The sequence below is a fragment of the Bradyrhizobium sp. TM102 genome (assembly GCF_009176685.1).
GTDB classification, from domain to species: Bacteria; Pseudomonadota; Alphaproteobacteria; order Rhizobiales; family Xanthobacteraceae; genus Bradyrhizobium; species Bradyrhizobium ottawaense.
The window spans coordinates 4,818,731-4,842,157 of the sequence record NZ_AP021855.1 but is presented as its reverse complement, the minus strand read 5'-3'; the positions used below and the strand labels follow the sequence as shown (position 1 = coordinate 4,842,157).

Sequence of the window (23,427 nt, the reverse complement as noted above, 5' to 3'; positions counted from 1 at the left end):
GATGGCCAAGGACACCACCGGCCGCTTGCACGTCCAAGTCAAGACCAAGGTCAAGACCGGCGGCAAGCGCAAATTGTCGTCGAAGCTGTGGCTGGAGCGGCAGCTCAACGATCCCTATGTCGTGAAGGCCAAGGCGGCGGGCTACCGCTCGCGCGCCGCGTTCAAGCTTCTGGAGATCGACGACAAATTCCGGCTCTTGAAACCCGGCATGGCCGTCGTCGACCTCGGCGCGGCGCCCGGCGGCTGGAGCCAGATCGCGGCCAAGCGCGTCGGCTCGGTGGAAGGCAGGGGCAAGGTCGTTGCCATCGATCTGTTGGAAATGCCGGAGATCCCCGGCGTGGATTTCGCGCAGCTCGACTTCATGGCCAACGAAGCGCCTGAGAAGCTGACCGCGATGCTGGGCGGCGGCGCCGATTTCGTGATGTCCGATATGGCCGCCAACACCACCGGCCACCGCAAGACCGACCAGCTCCGTATCGTCGGCCTGGTCGAGACCGCCGCGGCGTTTGCGTGCGACGTGCTCAAGCCCGGCGGCGCGTTCCTGGCCAAGACGTTCCAGAGCGGCGCCGATGCCGATCTGCTCGCCCAGCTCAAGCGCGATTTTGCGACGGTGCGTCACGTGAAGCCCGCGGCGAGCCGGCAGGATTCCTCGGAACGCTACGTGCTGGCGACGGGATTTCGGGGCGGGGCTGCCTGAGCCAATCTCCGCTGTCGTCCCGGACAAGCGGAGCTCCCGACAACGCGTAGCGTTGTCTGGAGCGAAGCGCCGATCCGGGACCCATAGCCACAGGGAGAAGTTTGGCGAAGACTCGGAGTGGCAGACTCGCGCAACGTCTCCTCCCTGTGGTTATGGGTCCCTGCGTTCGCAGGGACGACACCGAGTGTGAGGCGCCCGCTCGCTCAACTCACCCCAACCTTTGATCCCGCACGTCCTGCGTATCCTCGGACGCCGCCTTGACCGCCGCCTTTTCTGCACCCTTGCCGGCACCCTTGCGACTGGCGATCTCCACGGCCTTGCGGCCGGAGATCTCGTGGCCGGCATCGACGGGCATCTGCCAGAAGAACCAGCTCGACGCCGCCGAGGTCAGCGCGACCACGAGGAAGGCGGGGGCGAACACGGTGGCGTCGATTTCGCTGACATGGTTGAACCACATCGTCGTTTCCACGCAGGCCGCGCCGACGGCGACGCCGGCGGAGACCGCGAGCTGCTGGTTGACGCTGACGAGGGTGGTGGCGCGGCTCATCTGCGCAGTCTCGACGTCGGCATAGGCGACCGTGTTGATCGCGGTGAACTCGAGCGAGCGGAAGAAGCCGCCGACCACCAGGATGACCATGATGATGAGCAGCGGCGTCGTCACTGTGAACAGCGCGCAGACGGCGAGGAAGAAGGCGCTGACGATCGCGTTCACCGTCATCAGATTGCGGAAGCCGAAGGTGCGGATGATGCGCGCCGCCAGCGTCTTCATGCCCATGGCGCCGAGCGAAGAGGCGAAGGTGACGAGACCCGAATGGAACGGCGACAGACCGAAGCCGATCTGCATCAAGAGCGGCAGCAGGAACGGCAGCGCGCCGATGCCGAGCCGGAACAGGAAGCCGCCGAACACGGCGGCGCGCAGCGTCGGCAGCTTCAGGAGCGAGAAGTCGAGCACCGGCGAGCCGGTGCGCCGGGCGTGAATGACGTAGAGTGTCATCGAGATCGCGCCGCCCGCGATCAGCGCGGCGACGGTGCTCCACGGCAGCAGGTTGAGACCAGCAACGGACAGGCCGAAGGCGATGCCGGCGAGGCCGATGCCTGCGAGCACCATGCCGTAGAGGTCGAACGGCTCGCGCTCCTCGCTCTTGATCGGGTCGATGAAGCGCAGCGCCATGAAGATGCCGAGCAGCCCGATCGGGATGTTGATCAGGAAGATCCAGTGCCAGGACGCGTAGGTCGTGATGAAGCCGCCGAGCGGCGGCCCGATCACGGGACCGATCAGGGCAGGGACCGTCACCCAGGCCATGGCGTTGACCAGCGCGCTCTTGTCGACCGAGCGCAACAGCACCAGGCGCCCGACCGGCGTCATCATCGCCCCGCCCATGCCTTGCAGGACGCGCGCGAACACGAAATCGGTGACCGAGGAGGAGAGCGCGCAGCCGACCGATCCGACCATGAACACGCCGACGGCGATCGCGAACACCATCCGCGCGCCGAAGCGGTCGGCGGTCCAGCCGCTCGCCGGGATGAACACCGCCAGCGACAGCAGATAGGACGTGATCGCGAGTTTCAGCGTCAGCGGGCTGGTGCCGATGTCGGCTGCGATCGCCGGCAGCGAAGTGGCGATCACCGTCGAGTCCATGTTCTCCATGAAAAGCGCGGTGGCCACGATCAGCGGAATGACGCGTTGCTTGTCGACCATGACGGATTGGTAATGAAAATCGGAAGGAAGGGTGGAATTGCGGCTTATCACCGCCGCCGGCCCCCGACCATTGCGGATCGACGCATAGCACCTAGATCCCGTGTAACAACGGTGTGACCTCTCTCCAGGGTTGCGTGTCGCGCTCCTTCGTCATTCCGGGGCGCGCCACTTGGCGCGAGCCCGGAATCCATTGGGCCGCAGGGACCGCTGCGGGATGGATTCCGGGCTCGCGACGTCGTCGCGCCCCGGAATGACGAGAAGGGGCTGCCCCCGGCTATCCACGCTGAACTGGCCAAAAAAGCCTGTGCATGGCTGGCCGGCGGTCCGAATTGCTTTGATTCGTCACGCGACCGTGCTATCGACCCGCGTCAACCCCACCGATGGGCTCCGATTCTCAAGGCGATGCCGCAAGGTACGCCGAGGGCGGCGCTCATCCATAGCTATTTGCGGCAGGGCCGCGGAAGGAGTTGGCACATGGCCACGGTGCAACAAGGCATTCGCGAAGCCTTTACGTTCGACGACGTGCTGCTGAAGCCGGGCCTGTCGGACGTCATGCCGGGCGAGGTCGACATCCGCTCCCGCGTCACCCGCGCCATACCGCTCAACATCCCGATCATGGCCTCCGCCATGGACACCGTTACCGAAGCCCGCATGGCGATCGCGATGGCGCAGGCCGGCGGCCTCGGCGTCATCCACCGCAATTTCGATCCCGAAGGGCAGGCCGCGCAGGTGCGGCAGGTCAAGCGCTACGAGTCCGGCATGGTGGTGAACCCGCTCACCATCAGCCCCGAGGCCTCGCTCGAGGACGCGCTCAAGCTGATGAGCGATCACGGCATCTCCGGCATTCCCGTCGTCACCGGCGCCGGCAAGTCCACGCCGGGCAAGCTGGTCGGCATCCTCACCAACCGCGACGTGCGCTTTGCCACCGACCGCCGGCAAAAAGTCTCCGAGCTGATGACGCATGAAGGTCTCGTCACGGTGCGCGAGAGTGTCAGCCAGGACGAGGCGCGGCGGATGCTGCACCAGCATCGCATCGAGAAGCTGCTCGTCGTCGACGAGCAATATCGCTGCGTCGGCCTCATCACCGTCAAGGACATGGAGAAGGCGGTCGCCCATCCGCTCGCCTGCAAGGATGCCCAGGGGCGCCTGCGCGTTGCCGCCGCCACCACCGTCGGCGACACCGGCTTCGAGCGCACCGAGCGGCTGATCGATGCCGGCGTCGACCTCGTCGTCGTCGACACCGCGCACGGCCATTCCCGTCATGTGCTGCATGCCGTGAACCGCATCAAGCGTCTCTCCAACTCCGTGCAGGTCGTTGCCGGCAACGTTGCTACCACCGAGGGCACGCAGGCCCTGATCGATGCTGGCGCCGACTGCATCAAGGTCGGCATCGGCCCGGGCTCGATCTGCACCACGCGCATCGTCGCCGGCGTCGGCGTTCCCCAGCTCACCGCGATCATGGATGCGGTGGAAGCGGCGAAGAAGGCCGACATTCCCGTCATCGCCGACGGCGGCATCAAGTTCTCCGGCGACCTCGCCAAGGCGCTCGCCGCGGGGGCCGACATCGCGATGGTCGGCTCGCTATTGGCCGGTACCGACGAGACGCCCGGTGAAGTGTTTTTGTGGCAGGGCCGTTCCTACAAGGCCTATCGCGGCATGGGCTCGGTCGGCGCGATGGCGCGCGGATCTGCCGATCGCTACTTCCAGCAGGACATCAAGGACACGCTCAAGCTCGTGCCTGAAGGCATCGAGGGCCAGGTGCCCTACAAGGGCCCGGTCGGCAACGTCATGCACCAGCTTGCCGGTGGCCTGCGCGCCGCGATGGGCTATGTCGGCGCAAAGGACATGAAGGACCTGCACGACAAGGCTCAGTTCGTCCGCATCACCGGCGCCGGCCTGCGCGAAAGCCACGTCCACGACGTCACCATCACGCGCGAGAGCCCGAACTATCCGGGCGGGGGTTAGTTACTCCGCTCTCGTGCCCCGGACGCAGCGCAGCACCTCTTCGGTGATGCGCTGCAGAGCCGGGGCCCATGTCTCGGCATTTTGCCGTGTCGCTTTCTGGGTCCCGGCTCTGCGCAGCAACGCTGCGCGTCCGGGACACGAGAGCTGCGCGTGAAACGCCATCACGCGTCACCGCTTTTGTATTGACGCAGCTACCTCCCTCCGCTTCCGTTCACGTCGAAAGACAATCAGGAGGAAGCCATCATGTCCCAAGCCAAGCGCATCGTTCTCGCCGCGCGTCCCGTCGGTGAGCCCAAGCCGTCTGATTTCCGTATCGAGGAATTCGCTGTCCCGGCGCCTGCGGCAGGCGAAGTCCTGCTGCGCACGATCTGGCTCTCGCTCGATCCTTATATGCGCGGGCGCATGAGTGATGGTCCGTCCTATGCTGCGCCGGTGCCGGTCGGCGGCGTGATGGAAGGCGAGGCGGTGAGCGAGGTCGCGGCCTCCAACAATCCGGATTTCGCCAAGGGCGACATCGTCCGTGCACGGACCGGCTGGCAGACGCATGCGATCTCGAACGGCAAGGGCCTGATCAAGGTCGATCCGAAGCTCGGTCCGATCTCGACCTCGATCGGCGTGCTCGGCATGCCCGGCATGACTGCGTATACGGGCCTGCTCGACATCGGCAAGCCGCAAGCAGGCGAGACCGTCGTGGTCGCGGGTGCCTCCGGTGCGGTCGGCTCGGCGGTGGGGCAGATCGCGAAGATCAAGGGCGCACGCGCGGTCGGCATTGCCGGCGGCAAGGACAAGTGCGCCTACGTGGTGAAGGAGCTCGGCTTCGATGCCTGCATCGATCACCGCGATCCCGAATTGGCCGCCAAGCTGAAGGAGGCCTGTCCGAAAGGTATCGACGTCTATTTCGAGAATGTCGGCGGCGCCGTGTTCGAGGCGGTGTTCCCCCTGCTCAATCCGTTCGCGCGTGTGCCGGTGTGCGGCCTGATCGCGCACTACAACGACACCGAAGCCAAGGCGCCGAAATGGGCCGCATCGATGATGCGAGCGACGCTGACGAAGCGGCTGACCTTCCGCGGCTTCATTGTCTCCGACTTCGCCTCGCGCCATGGCGACTTCCTGCGCGACATGTCCTCTTGGGTCCGCGACGGCAAGGTCAAGTACAAGGAGTTCGTCACCGAGGGCCTGGAAAGCGCGCCTGGCGCCTTCATGGGCCTCTTGAAGGGCGCTAATTTCGGCAAGCAGCTGGTCCGGGTCGGGCCGGACAAGGCCTAGCGCGACAGGGACTGGGACTCCCGTGGCTCGGGAGCCACATGCCGCCCCGGGATAGTTAAGAAAGAGTCACCAAATGGTCACACCTGCCCGCAAAAGCCGCAGGTGTGACCGGCTGTTCATTGACGGGATCGCGAAGGCATTGAATCATCGGGCATATTTTAGGTGCTGCGATGTTAGAGATCAGTGTTTTCTGCGTTATCCTGCTTGCTGCCGGCTATTGGCTGGCCATGTTCGTCATGGGCCGCCACGACGACGTCATCCATGGCAAGTTCGTCCATGTCGACGAGGAGGGCGATCTGACGCGCCCCTCGATGCCGGCACCGCCCCCGCCATTCCCAAAGCGCCCGGTCAAGGCCGTGCAGCCCGCCAGGCAGCCGCCTGCCAATGATCTCGCGGCCAAGCCGGTGAACAGCGAGGCGCTGCAATCCTTGCTCGCTGCGATCCAGCAGGACCTCAAGAGCGTCGCCTGAGCGGATCAGCGCGCCTTAATGCTCGCCGCCCATCTGGACGAGCAACTCCTCGATGTCGACATCGACCTGGCCCGCGGCCCTGACGTGGCGGACCTCGAAACCGTCGGGCCGGAAGCGGTATTCGACCAGCCCGACTTCCTTGATCGCGATCCGGTCCTGGCGCTGATCGTTGATGACGAAGCCGGCCGACGGCGCCCAGACATGGCGGGTGTGGCGCCAGGTGAAGTCGCGCCGCTGGTGCACGTGGCCGCTGGCGATGAGGCGCAGGTCGATCGTCCCGAGCATCTCGATCAGCCGTGCCCGTGCCGGCTGCGGCACGTAGCGGATCGCGGTCTCCGGCGTCTCGGGATCGTCCGGCAGGTTGAGAAACACCGGCTTGTGCAGGAACAGCGCGACCGGCCTGCCGTTCGTGCGCGCGATCTGTTGCGACAGCCAGTCGAACTGCTCGGCCTCGAAGGCGAGCCCGGAATTCATCACCAGCGAGTTGAGGCCGATGAAGCGCCAGCCGGCGGCCTCGAATGACCAATGGTCTTCGCCGATGAGGTCGCAGAATTGCCGGCGATGCGCTTCCGTGACCGGCGGCTTCGGCCCCGGGCCAACCGCGGTCGGATTGTCGCCGATGTCGTGATTGCCGGGGAGGTAACGGCAGGCGACGGGCAGGGCCTCGTGCAGGTCTTTTGCGAAGACGACATCGTCGCGGCCGGTCGGCCCGTCGAAGGCGACGTCGCCGGTGTTGATGACGAGATCGGGCCGGTTGCCGTCGATATGTTCGCTGATCGCCTGGAAGTTGGCGATCAGGCCGGGGAAGCGCCGGCCGAGATGGGTGTCGGAAATCTGCGTCAGGCGAAATTCGGACATGCGATCACCGTACCCGTGCTTGCGCGTCGGAACGATGACGGCGCGGGCATGGATCGCAACGAACAAAGTTTAAAGCACGCGGTAGCGGATCGTGTAGGCGTCCTGCGGCGCGACGGTGTCGGCGAGCGGCGAGGCGATGCGGTCGGCGAGGTGCCAGGGACCGAACTCTTGGGAGCGATGCGGCTCGGCGGGCAGACGGAGGCGGAACTCGAAAATGCCCTTGCCCGGCAGGTTCACGACCAGCACGCGGTCCGCGGTGCGGTGGTTGAGCGCGACCGCGCCGCGCAGCAGCGCACGGCCATCCGAGAGGTCGCGCACGCCCTCGACCAGCGCCAGTGTCTGGTTGCGGTCGGTATGCAGCTCGATCTGGCTGTCGGTCACCGCCGTCAGCATCGCCCGGGGCATGCGGATTTCGAACTCGACGGCGGGCTTGGACGGATTGAGACCGAGATAGGCGAGCGCGGCGTGGCGCATGTCGTAGGCGGCAAAGGCGAACAGGGCAGTGGCGGCCAGAGCGGCGAGGCCATGCCTGACGACGTCGCGCCGGGTTCGGTAGCTCAGGCGAAAGTAGACCGTCATCGCCAGCGCGACCGCAAGCGCCATCGCGATACCTGAGAGGGCCGACATCAGGATACCGAGCTGGCCGTCGGCGGATTCGGTCCAGAGGCTGGACAGGGTGGTCATGGCGCCATCTCGCCTCTATCTCGCCTTGGGCTCCCGAAAAGGAGCCGAAATCGCTTTAACTATCGGTGGTTGGTCGCAAGACCGGGAACGCCGGTTCAACTGGTTGATTGTCAGGACGAGGAGCGGCGGCTAATGACGGTTCGCGGCGTTCCGCCTTACGGGAAAGTTCCGATGTCCGTCCAAATGGTCCTGCTCCCTGTCTTCGTGCAGGTCGGCCTTACCTTCGCGCTTCTGATCGGCATGGTGTTCGCGCGCCGCAAGACGCTGGTCTCCGGCGAGACCAGCATCCGCGACATTGCACTCGGCGAGCCGAACTGGCCGAAGGGCGCCACACAGATCGCCAATTGCTACCGCAACCAGTTCGAGCTGCCGGTCCTGCTCTACGTCCTGATCGCGCTGGCGCTGCCCTTGCGCCATGCCGATCTCTTCATCGTGCTGATGTCCTGGGTGTTCGTGGTGACGCGCTTTGCCCATGCCGGCGTGTTCGTCTCCTCGAACGATCTCGGACGGCGCTCCACGGTCTGGCTCGCCGGCGTCCTCGTGCTGCTGGCGATGTGGATCTACTTCGCACTGAAAATGCTCTTGTTGATCTGACTCTTGCGAGTCCGATTTCATCTGAAAGATTCAAATGACTCCCGCTGCCCGGCTGTCCGCAGCCATCGAACTGATCGACACCATCGAGAAGGACCGCGTGCCCGCGGCCAAGGCGCTGAAGGAGTGGGGCACCGCGCACCGCTTTGCCGGCTCGGGCGACCGCGCCGCCATTGCCGGCCTGGTCTGGGACGTGCTGCGCCGCTACGCCTCGAGCGCGTTCCTGATGGAGTCCGGTACCGCGCGTGCCAGGTTGATCGGCATGCTCCGGCTCGAGCGCGACATGGACACGGCCACGATGGGCGCCTTGTTCGACGGCAGCCGCTTTGCGCCGGCGCCGCTGACCGAGGCGGAAGCGGCCGCGCTCGCCTCGCGGTCCCTGAAGGACGCGCCGGCCGCGATCGCCGGCGACTATCCCGAATGGCTGGATCCGCACCTGGCAAAAGTGTTCGGCGAGGACCGTGCCGCGGAGGCGGCCGCGATGGCGAGCCGGGCGCCGCTCGACCTGCGCGTCAACACGCTAAAATCCAACCGCGACAAGGCGCTGCAGTCGCTTGCTCATCTTCATGCGAAACCGACGCCTTGGTCGGCAACGGGCCTGCGCATCGCGCTTTCGGCCGATGCGCGCAACCCCGGGATCCAGGCCGAGGAGGATTTCATCAAGGGCGCCATTGAAGTGCAGGATGAGGGATCGCAGCTGGCCGCCCAATTCACCGCGGTAAAGCCCGGCGAGCAGGTGATCGACCTCTGCGCCGGCGCCGGCGGCAAGACCCTGGCGCTCGCCGCCCTGATGCAGGGCAAGGGCCGGCTGATCGCGACCGACAGCGACAAGCGCCAGCTCGCGCCGATCCACGAGCGCCTCTCGCGCGCCGGGGTCCATAATGCCGATGTCCGCACGCCCAAGGGCGAGGCCGATCCGTTGGCCGACATCCGCGCCTCTGCCGACCTCGTCGTGATCGACGCGCCCTGCACGGGGACCGGAACCTGGCGCCGCAACCCCGATGCCAAATGGCGCATGCGCCCGGGCGCGCTGGAGATTCGCCTGCGCGACCAGGCCGAGGTGCTGGAGCGCGCGGTGCCGCTGGTGAAGGCTGGCGGCCGCATTGCCTACATCACCTGCTCGGTGCTTTCGGAAGAGAACGACGAGCAGGTGAGGGCATTCGTCGCGCGCCATCCCGAGTTCGCGGCCGTGCCGCCCGAGCAGACCGCGAGCGTGCTGTGGGACAAGGCGGAGGCGTTTGGGGAGGCCGCGCTGCAGTCGCCCGAGGGCTGGCTGATGACGCCGCGGCGGACTGGGACGGACGGGTTCTTCGTGTCGGTGTTGAAGAAGGCGGGCTGACAATACTCCGCCGTCATTCCGGGGCGCCCGCAGGGCGAGCCCGGAATCCATCGCGCGGCAGTCTCCGCGGTCCAATGGATTCCGGGGCTCTCGCTTCGCGAGCCCCGGAATGACGGGGAGCCAAAAACAAAAACCCCGCGCACCGGATCCCGGTCGCGGGGCTTTCATTTTTCTAACGTTCTGCCGGTACGTCCGTGGTCAGAACGCTGCGTAGGCGTTAGCCGACGCGGAGATTGTCAGCCGAGGACTTGCCGCTGCGACGATCGGCGACGATGTCGAACGAGACCTTCTGACCCTCGTTGAGGGAGGAGAGGCCGGCGCGCTCGACGGCGCTGATGTGCACGAACACGTCCTTCTGGCCGTCGTCCGGCTGGATGAAACCATAACCCTTTTGGGTGTTGAACCACTTCACGGTGCCCATAGCCATGGGAATTTCCTTTAGTTAGTTAGATTGAGTACGCACGCGGACCGGTACGCAGCATTGCGCCCATAGTCCCTGATGAGTCGATGTTTGGAGAATTCATCTGAAGCGTGCGCGCCCGTCAGCAACGAAGCGAAGCGGCCCAGTCGTTCGGCCAAGTATCGATGATCACAATATAGCGAGAATTTGGGGCCAGTTCAAGGCACCACCCGTGAGCCGGCGCGTCGCGCGACTTTGCTATTTTGCGGTGCAAATTAACCGCCCGGCGGATCTCAGTCCACGATGAAAAGGGTCGCTCCGGTCGCGGTCGAGGACCGGTGCGCGGCGTCGCCGTAGTCCGAGACCTGGTAGCTCATCCCGGCCGTGAGCTTGAATTTGCGCCCGTCGCGCAGCTCGCTGTCGAGCTCGCCCTTGAGCACGTAGAGCACGTGGCCGCGATCGCACCAATGGTCGGCCAAATAGCCCGGCGAATACTCGACCATCCGCACCCGGAGGTCGCCGATGTTGAGCGTGCGCCACTTGGCTTTGCCGGTCTCGCCGGGATGCGTGGTGGCCTCGACCTTGCTCCAGTCGGTGACGGTAAAGGGAGAGGTGGGGAGTTTCATGGGAGAGTCCTATCTCTGAGCCGGCAGTTCTGTTGTTAGCGCACGCTGTCGCCCCGGTCTCCGTCATTGCGAGCGCAGCGAAGCAATCCAGAAATGCATCTGCGGCCACAGTCTGGATTGCTTCGTCGCAAGAGCTCCTCGCAATGACGGGGAGAGAGCACCCTTCAATGCACCAAATGGTTCGCCGAGCCCTGCACGATCAGCCCCGCATCATTCACCCGCAGATATTCGCAGATCTTCTTGCCGCGCTCGTTCGCGTAGAACACCACGACGCTATCGGGGCTGACGAACAGCTCGATCAGCGAAAAATGCAGCTCCGGCAGCAGCCCAAGCGCCTTGCCCCAATACGCCCGCAAGGCGTCCTTGCCGCGCAACGTTCCGCTGGCATCGAACCCCAGCGCCGGAATGCGGTCCGAGGTCATCACGGCGGCCTCGTCATAGAGCGCGAGCACGCGTTCGAGATCGCGCGCGTTCCAGGCCTCGACCCAGGTCCGGCCGAGCTCGGCAAGCGTTGAAGGCTGATGATGCTGCGGCATGGCGTTCTCCCTGACCGGCCCCTGTTTGAAGAGCGGGGCATATTAGGTCAATGATACTTACCTATGTCCACCTTGTCCATGCCCAAAGAAGAATGTGGGCGCGCGGCCCGCGCGGTTGCGGGAAAAGCCCCCGTCGCGTATCTGCTGGCCATGACAGCAGCACAGAACGACCGCTCCGCGTCGACGCCCTCGGTGGCCTCGGCGCACGACAAGATTCTCATCGTCGACTTCGGCAGCCAGGTGACGCAGCTGATCGCGCGTCGCGTGCGCGAGGACGGCGTCTATTGCGAGATCGTCCCGTTCAACAAGGCCGAAGCCGCCTTCAACGAGATGAAGCCAAAGGCGGTGATCCTCTCGGGCGGTCCTGAATCGGTGCACGAGGCCGGCTCGCCCCGCGCCCCGCAAGCGATCTTCGATTCCGGCGTGCCCGTGATGGGCATCTGCTACGGCCAGATGACCATGGCGGCCCAGCTCGGGGGCGAGGTCGAGGGTGGCCATCACCGCGAATTCGGCCGCGCCGACGTCGAGGTGAAGGCGCCGAGCAAGCTGTTCGAGGACGTCTGGTCGTCGGGCGGCAAGAACCAGGTCTGGATGAGCCATGGCGACCGCATCACCAAGATGCCGCCGGGCTTCTCCGTTGCCGGCACCTCGCCGAACGCGCCGTTCGCGATCATCCAGGACGAGACGCGCAAATATTACGGCCTGATGTTCCACCCCGAAGTGGTGCACACGCCCGACGGCGCGAAACTGATCCGCAACTTCGTGCGCAAGATCGCAGGGCTCACCGGCGACTGGACCATGCGCGCCTTCCGCGAGGAGGAGATCGCAAAAATCCGCGCCCAGGTCGGCAAGGGCAAGGTGATCTGCGGCCTCTCCGGCGGCGTCGATTCCGCCGTGGCGGCCGTGCTGATCCACGAAGCCATCGGCGAGCAGCTGACGTGCGTGTTCGTCGATCACGGCCTGCTCCGCCTCGACGAGGCCAAGACCGTGGTCGACCTGTTCCGCCACCACTACAACATCCCGCTCGTGCACGTGGATGCGTCCAAGCAGTTCCTCGGCGAGCTCGAAGGCGTCACCGATCCCGAAACCAAGCGCAAGACCATCGGCCGCCTCTTCATCGAGGTGTTCGAGCAGGAGGCCAAGAAGATCGGCGGCGCCGACTTCCTGGCGCAAGGCACGCTCTACCCCGACGTGATCGAGAGCGTCTCCTTCACCGGCGGCCCCTCGGTGACGATCAAGTCGCACCACAATGTCGGCGGCCTGCCCGAGCGCATGAACATGAAGCTCGTCGAGCCGCTGCGCGAGCTGTTCAAGGACGAGGTGCGCAAGCTCGGCCGCGAACTCGGCCTGCCCGAGATCTTCGTCGGCCGCCATCCGTTCCCGGGCCCGGGCCTTGCCATCCGCTGCCCTGGCGACATTACCCGCGACAAGCTCGACATCCTGCGCAAGGCGGACGCCGTCTACATCGACCAGATCCGCAAGCACGGTCTCTACGACGAGATCTGGCAGGCCTTCGCCGTGCTGCTCCCCGTGAAGACGGTGGGCGTCATGGGCGACGGCCGCACCTACGACTACGTCGTGGGCCTGCGCGCCGTCACCTCAACCGACGGCATGACCGCGGACTTCTACCAGTTCGACATGAAGTTCCTGGGCGAGACCGCCACGCGCATCATCAACGAGGTGAAGGGCGTGAATAGGGTGGTGTACGACGTGACCAGCAAGCCGCCCGGGACGATTGAGTGGGAGTAGGGGGGGCCTATTCAATCTCAAGCGCTTCGGGAAGGCGGCGTCGCTTAGATCATGGGATTTGGGGTATTCATCCATCGATCGGACTCGATCTACGATGACAGCCCCGCTGAACAATATCAATTTCCCAGCCAGTATCTTCGCCGCGTTGAAGCCTGCGTCGGTGATTGGATAATCTACTACGAACCGAGCAAGGTCGCTGAGACGCGGGGCTACTTTGCGATTGCGCGGGTTCAGCAGGTTGTTCCCGATCCAGGTACTTCGGGAATGTATTTGGCTATGATCGAACCCGGAAGTTACCTCGATTTCGCCAATCCGGTCCCCTTCAACGGGCCAACTGGTCCCGTAGAGCGCGGCGTCCTGAATGAGCAGGGACGAATTTCAGGACGCGCTCAGTCTGCAGTCCGTCCAATCTCCCCCGGCGACTTCAACAGAATATGTGAACTTGGTTTGGCGGAGAATGCGCCGCTGTTGCCGCGACGCGATGACGATGTCCGTCCACTCGACCTTAACGAGGAGGCGGTGCCGTTCAGATTCGAACAGCAGCGCGAGCGTATTAGCGTGACAGTATCTAGGATTTTGCGCGATCGAGTCTTCCGTCGCGTCGTGCTTCGCGCCTACGATGAGCGTTGTGCCATCACCGGGCTAAAGCTTATCAATGGAATGGGGCGTGCCGAGGTCGCAGCCGCTCACATACGACCGGTCGAGGCGCGTGGACCTGACATCATTAGCAATGGCATCGCACTTTGTGGTACCGCGCATTGGATGTTCGATCGCGGCCTCATTAGCCTGGCGGACGATTTGAAGATATTGATCTCGCGCCAGACAAACGATCCGGACGGCGCGCGATCAATCATCAATAAGACGGGGTACGCACTTGCGCCGCGGCGAATATCAGATCGCCCACACCCGCACTTCCTGAAATGGCATCGCGAACATAGCTTCAAGCAATAGGGAAAGCGAGCGAGGTCAACGCGTAGGATGGGCACCTATCGCGGCGCCAACCCCGCGCCATTCTGGAACGCCAGCAGCCCGACGCAGAAGATCGCGGCGCCGACTAACAGCACCACCGGGACCAGGTACGGGGACGAGATGACCTCGAGCACGGGAAATGCCTTGTCCGAAACAAACCGCCTGTAGGCTACCCATGTGGTTGCGACGAGGGGCGTCAGGGCGACGATGATGTAGACAGCTCCGAGGATCCAGCCAAAGGCCGTCAGGTCCTTGGATCGGGTGGCCTCTCCTGCAAAGCCAAGCGCGGCAATTGAGATGAAGGCACTCAGCGCGCTGACGACAAGCTCGGCAGCCACGACGACGATCGAGACAGTTACATTCATTCCTGGATTCCGTTTGAGAATGGGACGTTCTTGAGGGGGCGTCCGTGATTCATCCTGTGCGTGCAGCCTCGTAGCATCGGTACTGAGGTAACGCCAGCGCAAGCGCGCCCTGGCCTCGTCAGCGCCGGTTGAAGTCCTTGAGGTCGAGGATGAAGCGCGCGACGTCAGGCGCGCTCAAAGTGTGCGGCGGAACCCATCGTGCTCGATGGCGAGGTGACGGTCGCATGCCGTAATATAAGTATTGACTTATATAAACCTATGCCGATATTCCTTCCCGAAATCAAAGGGAGGTCCGGGATGGAGATCGACGTTGCCAGGGTGTTGGGGCTTGTCACGCGTTCGGTGCGCAATTTCGAGAAGGACGGAAAGGCAGCCAGTGCGGTCACCTTGACGCGGCTCTACGACACCAGCGTCGACGATCTCTGGGATGCGGTGACGAGCAGGGAACGCATCCCGCGCTGGTTTCTGCCGGTCGAGGGAGATCTCCAGCTCGGCGGAAGATATCAGCTCAAGGGCAATGCGGGCGGCACCATCACGGCCTGTGCGCCGCCAACTCATTTTGCGGCGACGTGGGAATTTGCAGGCGCGGTGAGCTGGATCGACGTCACGCTGGCGGCAGAACGGAGCCAGGCGCGCTTGACGCTCGAGCACAGCGCGATGATCGAGGATCATTGGAATCAGTTCGGTCCGGGTGCGGTCGGCATCGGTTGGGACCTCGCCATTGCCGGGCTCGAGCGATACGTTGCGACGGGGGCATCGGTCGACCACGAGACGGCCGAGGCGTGGATGGGCTCGCCCGAGGGCAAGGAATTCATGACCGGGAGCGGTGAGTATTGGCGCGCAGCGCATGTCGCGAGCGGGGTGGATGCGGCCTCGGCGAAGCAGCGCTCGGACCGTACCATTGCCTTCTATCGCGGCGAGATGCCGCCTGACATCGCGCACCCCGGCACAGGAAGCTGATGCACGTCTTCGAAGTCCTCGCCGATCCCGTGCGCCGACGCATCCTCGAACTGCTCGCCCCGGGAGAGATGGCCTCCGGGGAAGTCGTCGAGGCGATCGGCGCCGAGTTCGGCATCACGCAAGCCGCCGTGTCGCAGCACCTGAAGGTGCTGCGCGAGAGCGGCTTTGCGATCGTTCGGGCGCAAGCGCAACGACGCCTCTACTCGGTCGACGTGGCCGGACTTCAGGCAGTGGATGCGTGGGTTGGTCGGTTCAGGACTTTCTGGGAGCCGAAGCTCGACGCGCTGGCGACGGAAGTCGCGCGCGGCAAGCGGGAGCGGCGCAATGCGCCGCTGACCAAGCGGAGCGGCAAGAGGGCTTGAGAGCTGTGCCGAACCCGAAGCGCCTCACTCATGCGCCTCCTGCCAATGTGGATAGGTGACGTAGGCCGTGACGGCGCCTTGCTCGTGCGAGCGGATAGTGACCTTCTCGCCCTTGGGCATGTAGATGATCTCGCCGGGGCCTGCCGTGACGGTGCCGGCTTCACTCGACACCGATAGCTTGCCCTCCAGCACGAGCATGACATCGTCCACGGCGAGCTTTTCATCGAGGCTCTGGTTCGGCGCATAGCGGCCGAATCCGATGGTGATCGGGCCGCCGTGGCGCCGGTCGATCACATTGCCTGCGAAAATATCTCCGTCCTGCCCGGGCGAGCGTTCGAACGACGCATCCGCCACGGCAAACTTGCGAACCTTCATGGGATCCTTCCGTTCCGCGCCTGAGTTGACAGGGTGAAACGGTAGACGCCTGACGCCGGTGTTTGTTCAACATCGCCGCGGGACGGTTTGACGCAGCGCTCGCAGCGCCATCCATCAAGGGGTGCGATGTCCAGATTGTCGCACGCTGCGCATACGGGATCGGAGTCGCAACAATGCCACAGTCGCGACGAGACGACATTCCTTAGACCCATTCAATTTCGCTTCCTCGTTTCCGTGTGCCCATAAGTCCGCGTCTGATTTTTTGCTCACCGGGGATTGGAATGCTGAGTTTGAATGCCGTGAGGCATGGTTTTCTCGCGACCTGCAGTTTGTTCGTGTTGGATGCAGGACTTGACGGCAAGAGTTACGCTCAATCTCAGCTACCGCCAGTGACGGTCGATGCTCCAAAGCCGCAGCAGGCCCGCCGCGCGCAGTCCGCGCGGCCCGGTGCTGCAAGCGAGATGCGACGATCGGTGCGGCGGCCGAATCCGCGCAGGGAGGCGCAGATTGCTGCAGCAGCTCCGGTGTCGGCCACGACTCTTCAGAGTGCGATGGGTCCGGTCCAGGGCTTCGTCGCAACGCGCAGCGCCACCGGCACCAAGACGAATACGCCGCTGATCGAGACGCCGCAGTCCGTCTCGGTCGTGACGCAGGACCAGATCCGCGACACCGGCGCACGAACCGTCGGCGAGGCGTTGGCCTACACCGCCGGCGTGCAGACGCAGCCATACGGCTTCGACCCGCGTTATGATCAGTTTCTGATCCGGGGATTTGCGGCCAACCAGTACGGCAATTATCGGGACGGCTTGCGGCAGGGCAACGGCTCGTTCGCCTATTTCCGCAACGAGCCCTATGGCGCCGAGCGCATCGAGGTGATGCGCGGTCCGTCGTCCGTGCTGTACGGTGCCAATGAAGCCGGTGGCATGGTGAACTATGTGAGCAAGATGCCGCTCGACAAGCGGCTCAACGAGGTTGGCCTCGATATCGGCAATTTCGATCGCTATCAGGGACGTTTCGACTTCAGCGGACCGAGCCTTGATAACGACAAGCTGCTCTATCGCTTCACCGGGCTGGTGCGCGATAGCGGCACGCAGATTCCCGGGACGTGGGACGACCGCGTGTTTTTCGCCCCGAGCGTGACCGCCAAGCTGAACGAGGATACGACGCTGACCGTGCTGGCCGAGTACGAGCGCAGCAAGACGTCGATGTGGCCGTATTACCTTCGCAACCCGGTGACCGGCGTGGTCACCAATATTCGTCTCGGCGATCCCGCATTCGACGCGCTCACGCAGTGGCAGGCCTCGGTCGGTTACAGGCTCGAGCATCGCTTCCACGAGGCATTGGCGTTCCGGCAGCATGTCCGGCTCGGACATGTGTCGTTCGAGGGCAACATGGTCGATGCGCTCAGTTTGTCGCCGGATGGCCGCACCCTCAACCGCTACGCGGCGACCTTCCGTGAGCGGCTGAGCACATTCAACGTCGACAACCAGATCGAGGCCAAGCTGGCCACCGGTCCGATCAAGCATACGGTCCTCGCGGGTGTTGATTATTTCCGGCAAAGCACGACGCTGGACTATTATGCCGGCTTGGCGCCGTCGCTCGATCTGACCAATCCGGTTTACGGCAGTTCGGCGCCGACGATGCCTCTGGGGCTCATGAGCACCAACAGCCAAACGCTCGGCCAGGTCGGGCTTTACGCACAAGACCAGATGGCGTGGGGCGGCTGGCGGCTGACCGTCGGCGGCCGGCAGGATTTTGCCGAGCTCTCGAACCGCAACGACCTGACGGGTGTGACGAGCAACAGCGAGCCAAGCAAGTTCACCGGCCGCGCCGGATTGTTGTATCTGTTCGAGTCGGGGCTTGCCCCCTATGTGAACTATGCGACATCGTTTCTGCCGCTAACCGGCACGACGGCACCCCAGCGCGGCGGTACACCATTCGCGCCAACGACGGGTGAATCGTTTGAAGCCGGTATCAAGTATCAGCCGCTTGGCTGGAACAGTTACTTCACCGCGACCTGGTTCAACCTCACCAAGGACAACGTGTTGACCATCGATCCGGCCTTTCCGACTTTTTCGGTGCAGACCGGTCAGGTTCGTTCGCGCGGCGCCGAGCTCGAGGCCGTGCTGTCGCTGGCCGCGGGTCTCAAAGGTGTCGCGTCCTACAGCTATACCGATGCCATCGTGACGCGCAGCAATGGCCTTGATCTCGGCAAGGTGCCGATCGGCGTGCCGTTGCAGCAGGCGGCGATCTTCCTCGATTACACCTGGCAGAATGGCCTGCTTGCAGGCTTTGGCGTCGGTGCCGGTGCGCGATGGATCGGGCAGACCTGGGCGGACGAGGTCAATACGATCAGGAATCCGGCCGTCACGGCGTTTGATGCGGGCGTGCATTACGACTATCGCGGCATGCGCTTGGCTCTGAATGCGCGCAATCTGTCGGATGAGCGCGTTCCGATCTGCAATGGTGGGACCTGCGCGTTCACGCAGGGACGGACCGTGCTGGGGAGCGCGACAGCGCGGTGGTGAGCAGGGCTGGCGCTGCCGCCGATCCGATCGGCGCGCAGGGACCCGGCGCAAACGTCGGATGTCCGTCACGTTCGGCCGTGATACGACATCTGCATCGTCCTTTCCGGAGCCAGCCTGCATGTCCACTGCGACCGCCTTCAGCCAACAGCCCGCAACCGCCGCCGAGACCGATCCCGAGACCCTCGGCTGGATGAAGGGCTTTCCGCCGGCGCCGGATCGCACCATCACCTTCCAGGACGGCTCGTTCCGCAGCTTTCCCGAGCTGCGCTGGGCGTGGAGCAATGTCCGGCAGCTGGTGCCGACGGTGAACGTCTGGCGCGGGGCAGGGCCGGCCTCGCCGCTGCCGCGCGAGGACCATGACATCGGCGCGGTCGCCTCGACCACGATGGACGGCCGGCCCATGACCTTCGCAAAGATGCTGGAGGAGACCTATGCAGACGGCATCGCCGTGCTGCATCGGGGCAAGCTGATCTATGAGCGCTATTTCGGCGCGTTGAAGCCGCACAAGGCGCATATCGGGATGTCGGTGACGAAGTCGTTCACCGGCGTGCTGGCCGGCATTCTGGTGGCCGAGGGTAGGATCGACCCGCAGGCACCCGTCACGGACTATGTGCCGGAGCTGAAGGCGAGCGGGTTTGGCGACGCGCGTGTGCACGAGGTCATGGATATGACCACGGGGCTCGCATACACCGAAGTCTACACCGACAAGAATTCGGCCGTGTGGGGATTGCGGCGCGCCAACGGCATGGCGCCGATCGAGCCCGATTATGACGGCCCGACCACCATTTTCGATTTCCTGATGGCGCAGAAGAAGCAGGGCGAGCACGGCAAGGTCTTTGCGTACAAGACCGTCAACACCGACGTGCTGGCCTGGATCATCAGGCGCGCCAGCGGCATGACGCTGTCCGATCTTCTGTCGGAGCGCATCTGGATTCCCATGGGTGCGGAGGAGGACGCGTATTATCACGTCGACCGCATCGGCACCGAGAGCGGCGGTGGCGGTCTTTCCACGACACTGCGCGATCTTGCCCGCTTCGGCGAGACCATGCGCAACCACGGCCGCTTCAACGGTCGCCAGATCGTGCCATCATCCGTGGTCGAGGACATCGCGCGCGGCGGCGACCCCGAAAAGTTCAAGCCCGCCGGCTACACCACCTTGCCCGGCGCCTCCTACCGCAACCAATGGTGGGTCAGCCACAACGCCCACGGCGCCTACATGGCGCGCGGCGTCCACGGCCAGGGCATCTATGTCGATCCGAAGGCCGAGATGGTGATCGCGCGCTACGCGTCGCATCCCGTCGCGGGCAACGCCGCCAACGATCCCGTGACGCTGCCGGCCTACATGGCGCTGGCGAAGGCGCTGATGGCGGGATAGGTGCGTAGGGCGGATTAGCCGCAAGGCGTAATCCGCCGCTGCTCGTTCAAGATGGCGGATTGCGCTTCGCTAATCCGCCCTACGGGCCGGCGAATGCCGCGATATCCTCTCAAACCGCAAGATCGGTCGAGCGTGTCACGGCCTTCTGCGGCTAGATGGAGCCGCCACGGAGGAGGGACGATGAAGGCGGCGCTGCAAAACTATCAGGACCGGATGCGACGGGTGCTGGATCATATCGATCGGCATCTCGACGATGATCTGGCCCTCGACGGGTTAAGCGCTGTTGCCGCGTTCTCGAAGTTTCATTTCCACCGGCAATTCACCGCGACCTTCGGGTTGTCAGTGCATCGCTATGTCCAGTTGGCCCGCATGAAGCGCGCTTCACATCAGCTGGCCTACGGTAACGCCCTTGGCGTCACCGACATCGCGATGGATGCCGGTTACGCTACGCCTGACGCCTTCGCCCGCGCCTTTCGGCAACGGTTCGGGCAATCGCCGTCGTCGTTCCGGAAGTCTCCCGACTGGGAGCCGTGGCTTGCGGCCTTCGGGCCTCTCGATAACGCGAGGAACAAGCTCATGAAGACGTTTAGCAGTGACGACGTGACGATCCGCGATGTGCCCACCACGAAAGTGGCGATCATGGAGCATCGGGGCGACCCGGCGACGCTTGGCGCCACCATCCAGCGCTTCATCGCCTGGCGCAAGACAGCCGGCCTGCATCCCCGGACAAGTCCGACTTTCAATGTCTGGCGTTCCGAGCGGCGTCCTTCATCGCCTGCCGATTACAGCGTGGACCTTTGTGTCGGCGCCGAGCAGTCGATCGAGGCGAATGGCGAAGAGATCAAGGCCGGCGAGATCCCCGGCGGACGCTGCGCCGTGCTGCGAATCGTCGGCTACACCGACAATCTGGAGCCCGCCGCGCTCTATCTCTATCGCGACTGGCTTCCGGCCAGCGGCGAGGAGGCACGCGACTTCCCGATCTATTGCCAACGGCTGAGCTTCTTCCCGGAAGTGCCCGAGCACGAGACGGTCGCGGATTTGTTTTTGCCGCTGAAATGATTGCCTAAGGTGGATTATGCCCGCGGCTGCGCGAAGCGCAGTCGCGGCCAACCCGTACTACATATTCCGCGACATCTTCTCGAACTTCTTCACCAGCCGCTCGCGCTTCAGCCGCGACAGCCGCTGGATCCAGAACATGCCGTCGAGCTGGTCGATCTCGTGCTGATGGCAGACGGCGCGCAAGGCTTCGGACTCCTCGCTCTGCAATTTGCCGTCGAGATCCCAATAGCTGATCCGCACCCGGGCGTGGCGCTGTACCTCGTCATTGACGCCGGGCATCGAGACGCTGCCCTCGCGGTGCAGGATCATCTCGGGTGACGTCCATTCAATGACCGGATTGACGTAGGTGAGGGGGCCGTCCTTGGCATCGAGCTCAAGCACGACGACGCGCAGCGGCACGCCGATATGCGGCGCGGTGATGCCGATGCCGGGGGCGGCCCGCATGGTGTCGAGCAGATCCGCTGCAAGCTCGCGCAAGCCGTCGTCGAATGTGGTGACGGTGCGTGCCGGCATTGTGAGCCGGCGATCGGGGTAACGGACGATGAGGCGGATGGTCATGCAGGGCTCCTACCACTCACGGAGGGTTGAAGCACACCGTTCTTGACGGCCTACCAACTGGAAGGTAGTTAATCTGCCATGACCAAGATTTCCTCGACCGCCGACGACATTCTGGACTGCGCCCGCACGCTGATCATTGCAGGCGGCTACAACGGCTTCAGTTACGCCGATGTGGCCGAGATCGTCGGCATCCGCAAACCGAGCATCCACCACCATTTCGCCAGCAAGGTCGATCTGGTCCGCACCCTCGTGTCGCGATATCGCGAGGAGGCCCAGGCTGGGCTGGCGGCCATGGAGCGCAACGTGCCGGACCCCGGCGAGCAGCTCAAGAGCTATGTCGCGTATTGGGAAGCGTGCATCAAGGACGCGAAGGCTCCGTTCTGCGTTTGCGCGCTGCTCGCCAGCGAGCTTCCGATCCTGCCTGAGGAGGTCGCGCTCGAGGTCCGGGCTCACTTCCGCTCGCTGGCGTCGTGGCTGACATCGGTGATGGAGCGCGGCAAGCGGCAGGGGCGGCTTCAGCTCTCCGGCACAGCCCGGGTCGAGGCTGAAGGGTTCATGGCGACCGTTCACGGCGCGATGTTGTCGGCGCGGGCCTATGGCGATCCAAAGATGTTTGGGGTCATCGCCCGGCCGTTGCTGGATCGGCTTTCCCCCAGGCACTGACGCAATCCGCACTGTTGCAATCGATCTGAATGGCGAGGCGATCTGGTTTCGCAAGAAAACTACCAACTAGTAGGTAAGGAAGAGAAAATGAAAGATCTTGAGTTGGCTTCGGATACATCCGACCGTGCGCAATGGCTGAAGCAATACTATTTCCTTCGCGCCGCGTTTTCCGTTGCCTGGGTCATTGCCGCCTTTGCCGTCGCGCCGTCGTCTGCGGCGATCGCAGGAACGTTGCTCGTCGCCTATCCGGCATGGGACGCCGCGGCCAATTATCTCGACGCGTTCTGCAGCGGCGGATTGAACCAAAACCGCACCCAGGCCCTGAACGTGCTGGTCAGCCTGGCGACCACCATCGCGGTCATCCTGGCCTTGCGGGTGAGCATGAACTGGGTGCTCGGGATCTTCGGCGCGTGGGCGATCCTTGCCGGATTGCTTCAGCTCGGCACGGCGGTCCGGCGCTGGAGGAGCTACGGCGCGCAATGGGCCATGGTGCTCAGCGGAGGCCAGTCGGCGCTGGCAGGCGGCTTCTTCATCGTTCAGGCCGCGATGCCTGCAATCCCGTCGATCGCGAACGTCGCGGGCTACGCTGCGGTCGGCGCGCTGTACTTCCTGGTCTCGGCGGTCTGGCTCACCGTCAGCACGTGGCGCCGCGGCGCGGCGCTGTGAGACGTCACGCCGGATAGGGCGTGCCGTCCTTGTGCAGGAAGCGGCCGTCGGATGCCGGGCTCATCATGTCGATGTCGGAGGAGGTGATGAGGTCGTCGGGTGAGCGCGAGCCGATCTCGAGATAGACGGCCGTTGCATCCGACCGGTTGACCATGTGATGGCCGTTGCCGCTTGCCTTCGGGAAGGCGGCGCAGTCGCCAGCGCGCAGCACGGTTTCGCCGCCGTCCTCGATCAGCGTCACTTCGCCTTCGAGCACATAGACGAACTCGTCCTCGTGCGAATGCCAGTGCCGCTGGCTCGACCAGCCGTCCGGCGGCAGGCGCATCAGGTTCACCCCGAAATCCCTCAGGCCTCCGGCATCGCCGAGCCGCTGGCGGATGCGATCAGCGCAAGGCGCATTGAAGGGCGCCGGATAACCGGAGCCTTTGCGCGATGGCACGGCAGCGATGTCGATCTTTGGCATGGATTTGTCCCTGGTATGGTGCTGGTGTTTTGCCCGATGAGTCAAATCGCGTCACGGTTGTCGCAAATCATCTGCCTCGTAAGTCATTGATCCGACAGCGCCCGGCTACTTTGCATGGGGTTGTTTTTCGACTTTTTTGTTGGCAGGTCACGAACCGGGGCGGCAAAAATGACGTGAGCCATGTCGGTCCGCCCGGTTCCCATT

The 23,427-nt window shown here is 64.2% G+C and carries 25 protein-coding genes; 15 read left to right on the top strand and 10 right to left on the bottom strand.

Going from position 1 to position 23,427, the window contains the following annotated elements; all coding sequences use genetic code 11:
* Nucleotide 1: 1 nt before the first annotated feature.
* Nucleotides 2-697: an RlmE family RNA methyltransferase gene (locus GDN70_RS23320; RefSeq protein ID WP_038946447.1), complete on the top strand. Its 696-nt coding sequence runs from the start codon at nucleotides 2-4 to the stop codon at nucleotides 695-697.
* Nucleotides 698-905: 208 nt separating this feature from the next.
* Here the strand turns inward: GDN70_RS23320 and GDN70_RS23315 are convergent, their stop codons facing one another.
* The gene (locus GDN70_RS23315) at nucleotides 906-2,396 is read right to left on the bottom strand and encodes a DHA2 family efflux MFS transporter permease subunit (RefSeq protein WP_028145109.1); all 1,491 of its coding nucleotides are present in this window, start codon (nucleotides 2,394-2,396) and stop codon (nucleotides 906-908) included.
* Nucleotides 2,397-2,870: 474 nt separating this feature from the next.
* On the opposite strand from GDN70_RS23315, the gene guaB reads away from it, so the two are divergent.
* The 3 genes from guaB (at nucleotide 2,871) to GDN70_RS23300 (ending at nucleotide 6,097) form a co-directional block, all read left to right on the top strand.
* On the top strand, nucleotides 2,871-4,361 hold the full coding sequence (gene guaB / locus GDN70_RS23310) for an IMP dehydrogenase (RefSeq protein ID WP_038946448.1): 1,491 nt from the start codon (nucleotides 2,871-2,873) through the stop codon (nucleotides 4,359-4,361).
* A 243-nt stretch (nucleotides 4,362-4,604) separates the two neighbouring features.
* Nucleotides 4,605-5,627, top strand: coding sequence for an NADP-dependent oxidoreductase (locus GDN70_RS23305; protein ID WP_028145107.1), 1,023 nt, complete (start codon nucleotides 4,605-4,607; stop codon nucleotides 5,625-5,627).
* A 170-nt stretch (nucleotides 5,628-5,797) separates the two neighbouring features.
* Complete coding sequence (locus GDN70_RS23300) at nucleotides 5,798-6,097, top strand: hypothetical protein (RefSeq protein WP_028145106.1); 300 nt, start codon at nucleotides 5,798-5,800, stop codon at nucleotides 6,095-6,097.
* 15 nt (nucleotides 6,098-6,112) lie between these two features.
* On the opposite strand, the gene GDN70_RS23295 is transcribed toward GDN70_RS23300, so the two are convergent.
* Together GDN70_RS23295 and GDN70_RS23290 are read right to left on the bottom strand one after the other, a co-directional pair.
* Nucleotides 6,113-6,955 carry a metallophosphoesterase gene (locus GDN70_RS23295; RefSeq protein ID WP_152103087.1) on the bottom strand — a complete coding sequence of 281 codons (843 nt, stop codon included), beginning with the start codon at nucleotides 6,953-6,955 and terminating at the stop codon, nucleotides 6,113-6,115.
* Nucleotides 6,956-7,024: 69 nt separating this feature from the next.
* A complete protein-coding gene (locus GDN70_RS23290; protein ID WP_152103086.1) occupies nucleotides 7,025-7,639 on the bottom strand; it encodes an acriflavin resistance protein in 615 nt (204 codons plus the stop codon).
* A 171-nt stretch (nucleotides 7,640-7,810) separates the two neighbouring features.
* On the opposite strand from GDN70_RS23290, the gene GDN70_RS23285 reads away from it, so the two are divergent.
* Together GDN70_RS23285 and GDN70_RS23280 are read left to right on the top strand one after the other, a co-directional pair.
* Nucleotides 7,811-8,233, top strand: a complete 423-nt coding sequence (locus tag GDN70_RS23285; protein WP_038946451.1) for an MAPEG family protein — start codon at nucleotides 7,811-7,813, stop codon at nucleotides 8,231-8,233.
* 34 nt (nucleotides 8,234-8,267) lie between these two features.
* On the top strand, nucleotides 8,268-9,569 hold the full coding sequence (locus tag GDN70_RS23280) for an RsmB/NOP family class I SAM-dependent RNA methyltransferase (protein WP_038972528.1): 1,302 nt from the start codon (nucleotides 8,268-8,270) through the stop codon (nucleotides 9,567-9,569).
* Between the two features lie 217 nt (nucleotides 9,570-9,786).
* On the opposite strand, the gene GDN70_RS23275 is transcribed toward GDN70_RS23280, so the two are convergent.
* The 3 genes from GDN70_RS23275 to GDN70_RS23265 all read right to left on the bottom strand — a co-directional run bounded on the left by GDN70_RS23275 (nucleotide 9,787) and on the right by GDN70_RS23265 (nucleotide 11,131).
* Nucleotides 9,787-9,996 carry a cold-shock protein gene (locus tag GDN70_RS23275; RefSeq protein WP_008141931.1) on the bottom strand — a complete coding sequence of 70 codons (210 nt, stop codon included), beginning with the start codon at nucleotides 9,994-9,996 and terminating at the stop codon, nucleotides 9,787-9,789.
* A gap of 266 nt (nucleotides 9,997-10,262) precedes the next feature.
* A complete protein-coding gene (locus GDN70_RS23270; protein ID WP_152103085.1) occupies nucleotides 10,263-10,595 on the bottom strand; it encodes a DHCW motif cupin fold protein in 333 nt (110 codons plus the stop codon).
* Between the two features lie 164 nt (nucleotides 10,596-10,759).
* A complete protein-coding gene (locus GDN70_RS23265) occupies nucleotides 10,760-11,131 on the bottom strand; it encodes a nuclear transport factor 2 family protein (RefSeq protein ID WP_028145100.1) in 372 nt (123 codons plus the stop codon).
* 150 nt (nucleotides 11,132-11,281) lie between these two features.
* Between GDN70_RS23265 and guaA the strand changes: the two genes are divergently transcribed.
* Together guaA and GDN70_RS23255 are read left to right on the top strand one after the other, a co-directional pair.
* A complete protein-coding gene (gene guaA, locus GDN70_RS23260; protein WP_028145099.1) occupies nucleotides 11,282-12,880 on the top strand; it encodes a glutamine-hydrolyzing GMP synthase in 1,599 nt (532 codons plus the stop codon).
* A gap of 51 nt (nucleotides 12,881-12,931) precedes the next feature.
* Complete coding sequence (locus GDN70_RS23255; RefSeq protein ID WP_152103084.1) at nucleotides 12,932-13,831, top strand: HNH endonuclease; 900 nt, start codon at nucleotides 12,932-12,934, stop codon at nucleotides 13,829-13,831.
* A gap of 35 nt (nucleotides 13,832-13,866) precedes the next feature.
* Here GDN70_RS23255 and GDN70_RS23250 read toward each other — a convergent pair whose 3' ends face one another.
* Nucleotides 13,867-14,214 (bottom strand): hypothetical protein, encoded by a 348-nt coding sequence (locus GDN70_RS23250; protein ID WP_152103083.1) that lies wholly within the window; start codon nucleotides 14,212-14,214, stop codon nucleotides 13,867-13,869.
* 297 nt (nucleotides 14,215-14,511) lie between these two features.
* On the opposite strand from GDN70_RS23250, the gene GDN70_RS23245 reads away from it, so the two are divergent.
* The gene (locus GDN70_RS23245) at nucleotides 14,512-15,174 is read left to right on the top strand and encodes an SRPBCC family protein (protein ID WP_152103082.1); all 663 of its coding nucleotides are present in this window, start codon (nucleotides 14,512-14,514) and stop codon (nucleotides 15,172-15,174) included.
* Nucleotides 15,174-15,536, top strand: coding sequence for a helix-turn-helix transcriptional regulator (locus GDN70_RS23240; RefSeq protein WP_152103081.1), 363 nt, complete (start codon nucleotides 15,174-15,176; stop codon nucleotides 15,534-15,536). The genes GDN70_RS23245 and GDN70_RS23240 overlap by 1 nt, the downstream gene beginning before the upstream one ends.
* A 24-nt stretch (nucleotides 15,537-15,560) precedes the next feature.
* On the opposite strand, the gene GDN70_RS23235 is transcribed toward GDN70_RS23240, so the two are convergent.
* Nucleotides 15,561-15,911: an AraC family ligand binding domain-containing protein gene (locus tag GDN70_RS23235; RefSeq protein ID WP_097668180.1), complete on the bottom strand. Its 351-nt coding sequence runs from the start codon at nucleotides 15,909-15,911 to the stop codon at nucleotides 15,561-15,563.
* Nucleotides 15,912-16,435: 524 nt separating this feature from the next.
* Here GDN70_RS23235 and GDN70_RS23230 point away from each other — a divergent pair.
* The 3 genes from GDN70_RS23230 (at nucleotide 16,436) to GDN70_RS23220 (ending at nucleotide 20,873) form a co-directional block, all read left to right on the top strand.
* Complete coding sequence (locus GDN70_RS23230) at nucleotides 16,436-18,439, top strand: TonB-dependent siderophore receptor (RefSeq protein WP_173015857.1); 2,004 nt, start codon at nucleotides 16,436-16,438, stop codon at nucleotides 18,437-18,439.
* A 118-nt stretch (nucleotides 18,440-18,557) separates the two neighbouring features.
* Complete coding sequence (locus tag GDN70_RS23225) at nucleotides 18,558-19,814, top strand: serine hydrolase (protein WP_152103079.1); 1,257 nt, start codon at nucleotides 18,558-18,560, stop codon at nucleotides 19,812-19,814.
* A gap of 180 nt (nucleotides 19,815-19,994) precedes the next feature.
* Complete coding sequence (locus tag GDN70_RS23220; RefSeq protein WP_028145092.1) at nucleotides 19,995-20,873, top strand: GyrI-like domain-containing protein; 879 nt, start codon at nucleotides 19,995-19,997, stop codon at nucleotides 20,871-20,873.
* Between the two features lie 57 nt (nucleotides 20,874-20,930).
* On the opposite strand, the gene GDN70_RS23215 is transcribed toward GDN70_RS23220, so the two are convergent.
* The gene (locus tag GDN70_RS23215) at nucleotides 20,931-21,431 is read right to left on the bottom strand and encodes a peptide deformylase (RefSeq protein WP_152103078.1); all 501 of its coding nucleotides are present in this window, start codon (nucleotides 21,429-21,431) and stop codon (nucleotides 20,931-20,933) included.
* A 78-nt stretch (nucleotides 21,432-21,509) separates the two neighbouring features.
* Between GDN70_RS23215 and GDN70_RS23210 the strand changes: the two genes are divergently transcribed.
* Nucleotides 21,510-22,094: a TetR/AcrR family transcriptional regulator gene (locus tag GDN70_RS23210; RefSeq protein ID WP_038972521.1), complete on the top strand. Its 585-nt coding sequence runs from the start codon at nucleotides 21,510-21,512 to the stop codon at nucleotides 22,092-22,094.
* Between the two features lie 87 nt (nucleotides 22,095-22,181).
* A complete protein-coding gene (locus GDN70_RS23205; protein WP_038972520.1) occupies nucleotides 22,182-22,760 on the top strand; it encodes a hypothetical protein in 579 nt (192 codons plus the stop codon).
* Nucleotides 22,761-22,764: 4 nt separating this feature from the next.
* Here the strand turns inward: GDN70_RS23205 and GDN70_RS23200 are convergent, their stop codons facing one another.
* Nucleotides 22,765-23,223, bottom strand: a complete 459-nt coding sequence (locus GDN70_RS23200; protein ID WP_152103077.1) for a cupin domain-containing protein — start codon at nucleotides 23,221-23,223, stop codon at nucleotides 22,765-22,767.
* Between the last annotated feature and the right edge of the window lie 204 nt (nucleotides 23,224-23,427).

Excerpts from the sequence above, each read along its gene's own strand:
- GDN70_RS23240 (WP_152103081.1), top strand. The coding sequence starts at position 15,174 with ATGCACGTCTTCGAAGTCCTCGCCGATCCCGTGCGCCGACGCATCCTC.
- GDN70_RS23225 (WP_152103079.1), top strand. The coding sequence starts at position 18,558 with ATGTCCACTGCGACCGCCTTCAGCCAACAGCCCGCAACCGCCGCCGAG.
- GDN70_RS23305 (WP_028145107.1), top strand. The coding sequence starts at position 4,605 with ATGTCCCAAGCCAAGCGCATCGTTCTCGCCGCGCGTCCCGTCGGTGAG.
- GDN70_RS23220 (WP_028145092.1), top strand. The coding sequence starts at position 19,995 with ATGAAGGCGGCGCTGCAAAACTATCAGGACCGGATGCGACGGGTGCTG.
- GDN70_RS23300 (WP_028145106.1), top strand. The coding sequence starts at position 5,798 with ATGTTAGAGATCAGTGTTTTCTGCGTTATCCTGCTTGCTGCCGGCTAT.
- GDN70_RS23210 (WP_038972521.1), top strand. The coding sequence starts at position 21,510 with ATGACCAAGATTTCCTCGACCGCCGACGACATTCTGGACTGCGCCCGC.
- guaB (WP_038946448.1), top strand. The coding sequence starts at position 2,871 with ATGGCCACGGTGCAACAAGGCATTCGCGAAGCCTTTACGTTCGACGAC.
- GDN70_RS23200 (WP_152103077.1), bottom strand. The coding sequence starts at position 23,223 with ATGCCAAAGATCGACATCGCTGCCGTGCCATCGCGCAAAGGCTCCGGT.
- GDN70_RS23215 (WP_152103078.1), bottom strand. The coding sequence starts at position 21,431 with ATGACCATCCGCCTCATCGTCCGTTACCCCGATCGCCGGCTCACAATG.
- GDN70_RS23250 (WP_152103083.1), bottom strand. The coding sequence starts at position 14,214 with ATGAATGTAACTGTCTCGATCGTCGTCGTGGCTGCCGAGCTTGTCGTC.
- GDN70_RS23245 (WP_152103082.1), top strand. The coding sequence starts at position 14,512 with ATGGAGATCGACGTTGCCAGGGTGTTGGGGCTTGTCACGCGTTCGGTG.
- GDN70_RS23205 (WP_038972520.1), top strand. The coding sequence starts at position 22,182 with ATGAAAGATCTTGAGTTGGCTTCGGATACATCCGACCGTGCGCAATGG.
- GDN70_RS23275 (WP_008141931.1), bottom strand. The coding sequence starts at position 9,996 with ATGGCTATGGGCACCGTGAAGTGGTTCAACACCCAAAAGGGTTATGGT.
- GDN70_RS23265 (WP_028145100.1), bottom strand. The coding sequence starts at position 11,131 with ATGCCGCAGCATCATCAGCCTTCAACGCTTGCCGAGCTCGGCCGGACC.
- GDN70_RS23255 (WP_152103084.1), top strand. The coding sequence starts at position 12,932 with ATGGGATTTGGGGTATTCATCCATCGATCGGACTCGATCTACGATGAC.
- GDN70_RS23280 (WP_038972528.1), top strand. The coding sequence starts at position 8,268 with ATGACTCCCGCTGCCCGGCTGTCCGCAGCCATCGAACTGATCGACACC.
- GDN70_RS23235 (WP_097668180.1), bottom strand. The coding sequence starts at position 15,911 with ATGAAGGTTCGCAAGTTTGCCGTGGCGGATGCGTCGTTCGAACGCTCG.
- GDN70_RS23270 (WP_152103085.1), bottom strand. The coding sequence starts at position 10,595 with ATGAAACTCCCCACCTCTCCCTTTACCGTCACCGACTGGAGCAAGGTC.
- GDN70_RS23295 (WP_152103087.1), bottom strand. The coding sequence starts at position 6,955 with ATGTCCGAATTTCGCCTGACGCAGATTTCCGACACCCATCTCGGCCGG.
- GDN70_RS23285 (WP_038946451.1), top strand. The coding sequence starts at position 7,811 with ATGTCCGTCCAAATGGTCCTGCTCCCTGTCTTCGTGCAGGTCGGCCTT.
- GDN70_RS23315 (WP_028145109.1), bottom strand. The coding sequence starts at position 2,396 with ATGGTCGACAAGCAACGCGTCATTCCGCTGATCGTGGCCACCGCGCTT.
- GDN70_RS23320 (WP_038946447.1), top strand. The coding sequence starts at position 2 with ATGGCCAAGGACACCACCGGCCGCTTGCACGTCCAAGTCAAGACCAAG.
- GDN70_RS23290 (WP_152103086.1), bottom strand. The coding sequence starts at position 7,639 with ATGACCACCCTGTCCAGCCTCTGGACCGAATCCGCCGACGGCCAGCTC.
- guaA (WP_028145099.1), top strand. The coding sequence starts at position 11,282 with ATGACAGCAGCACAGAACGACCGCTCCGCGTCGACGCCCTCGGTGGCC.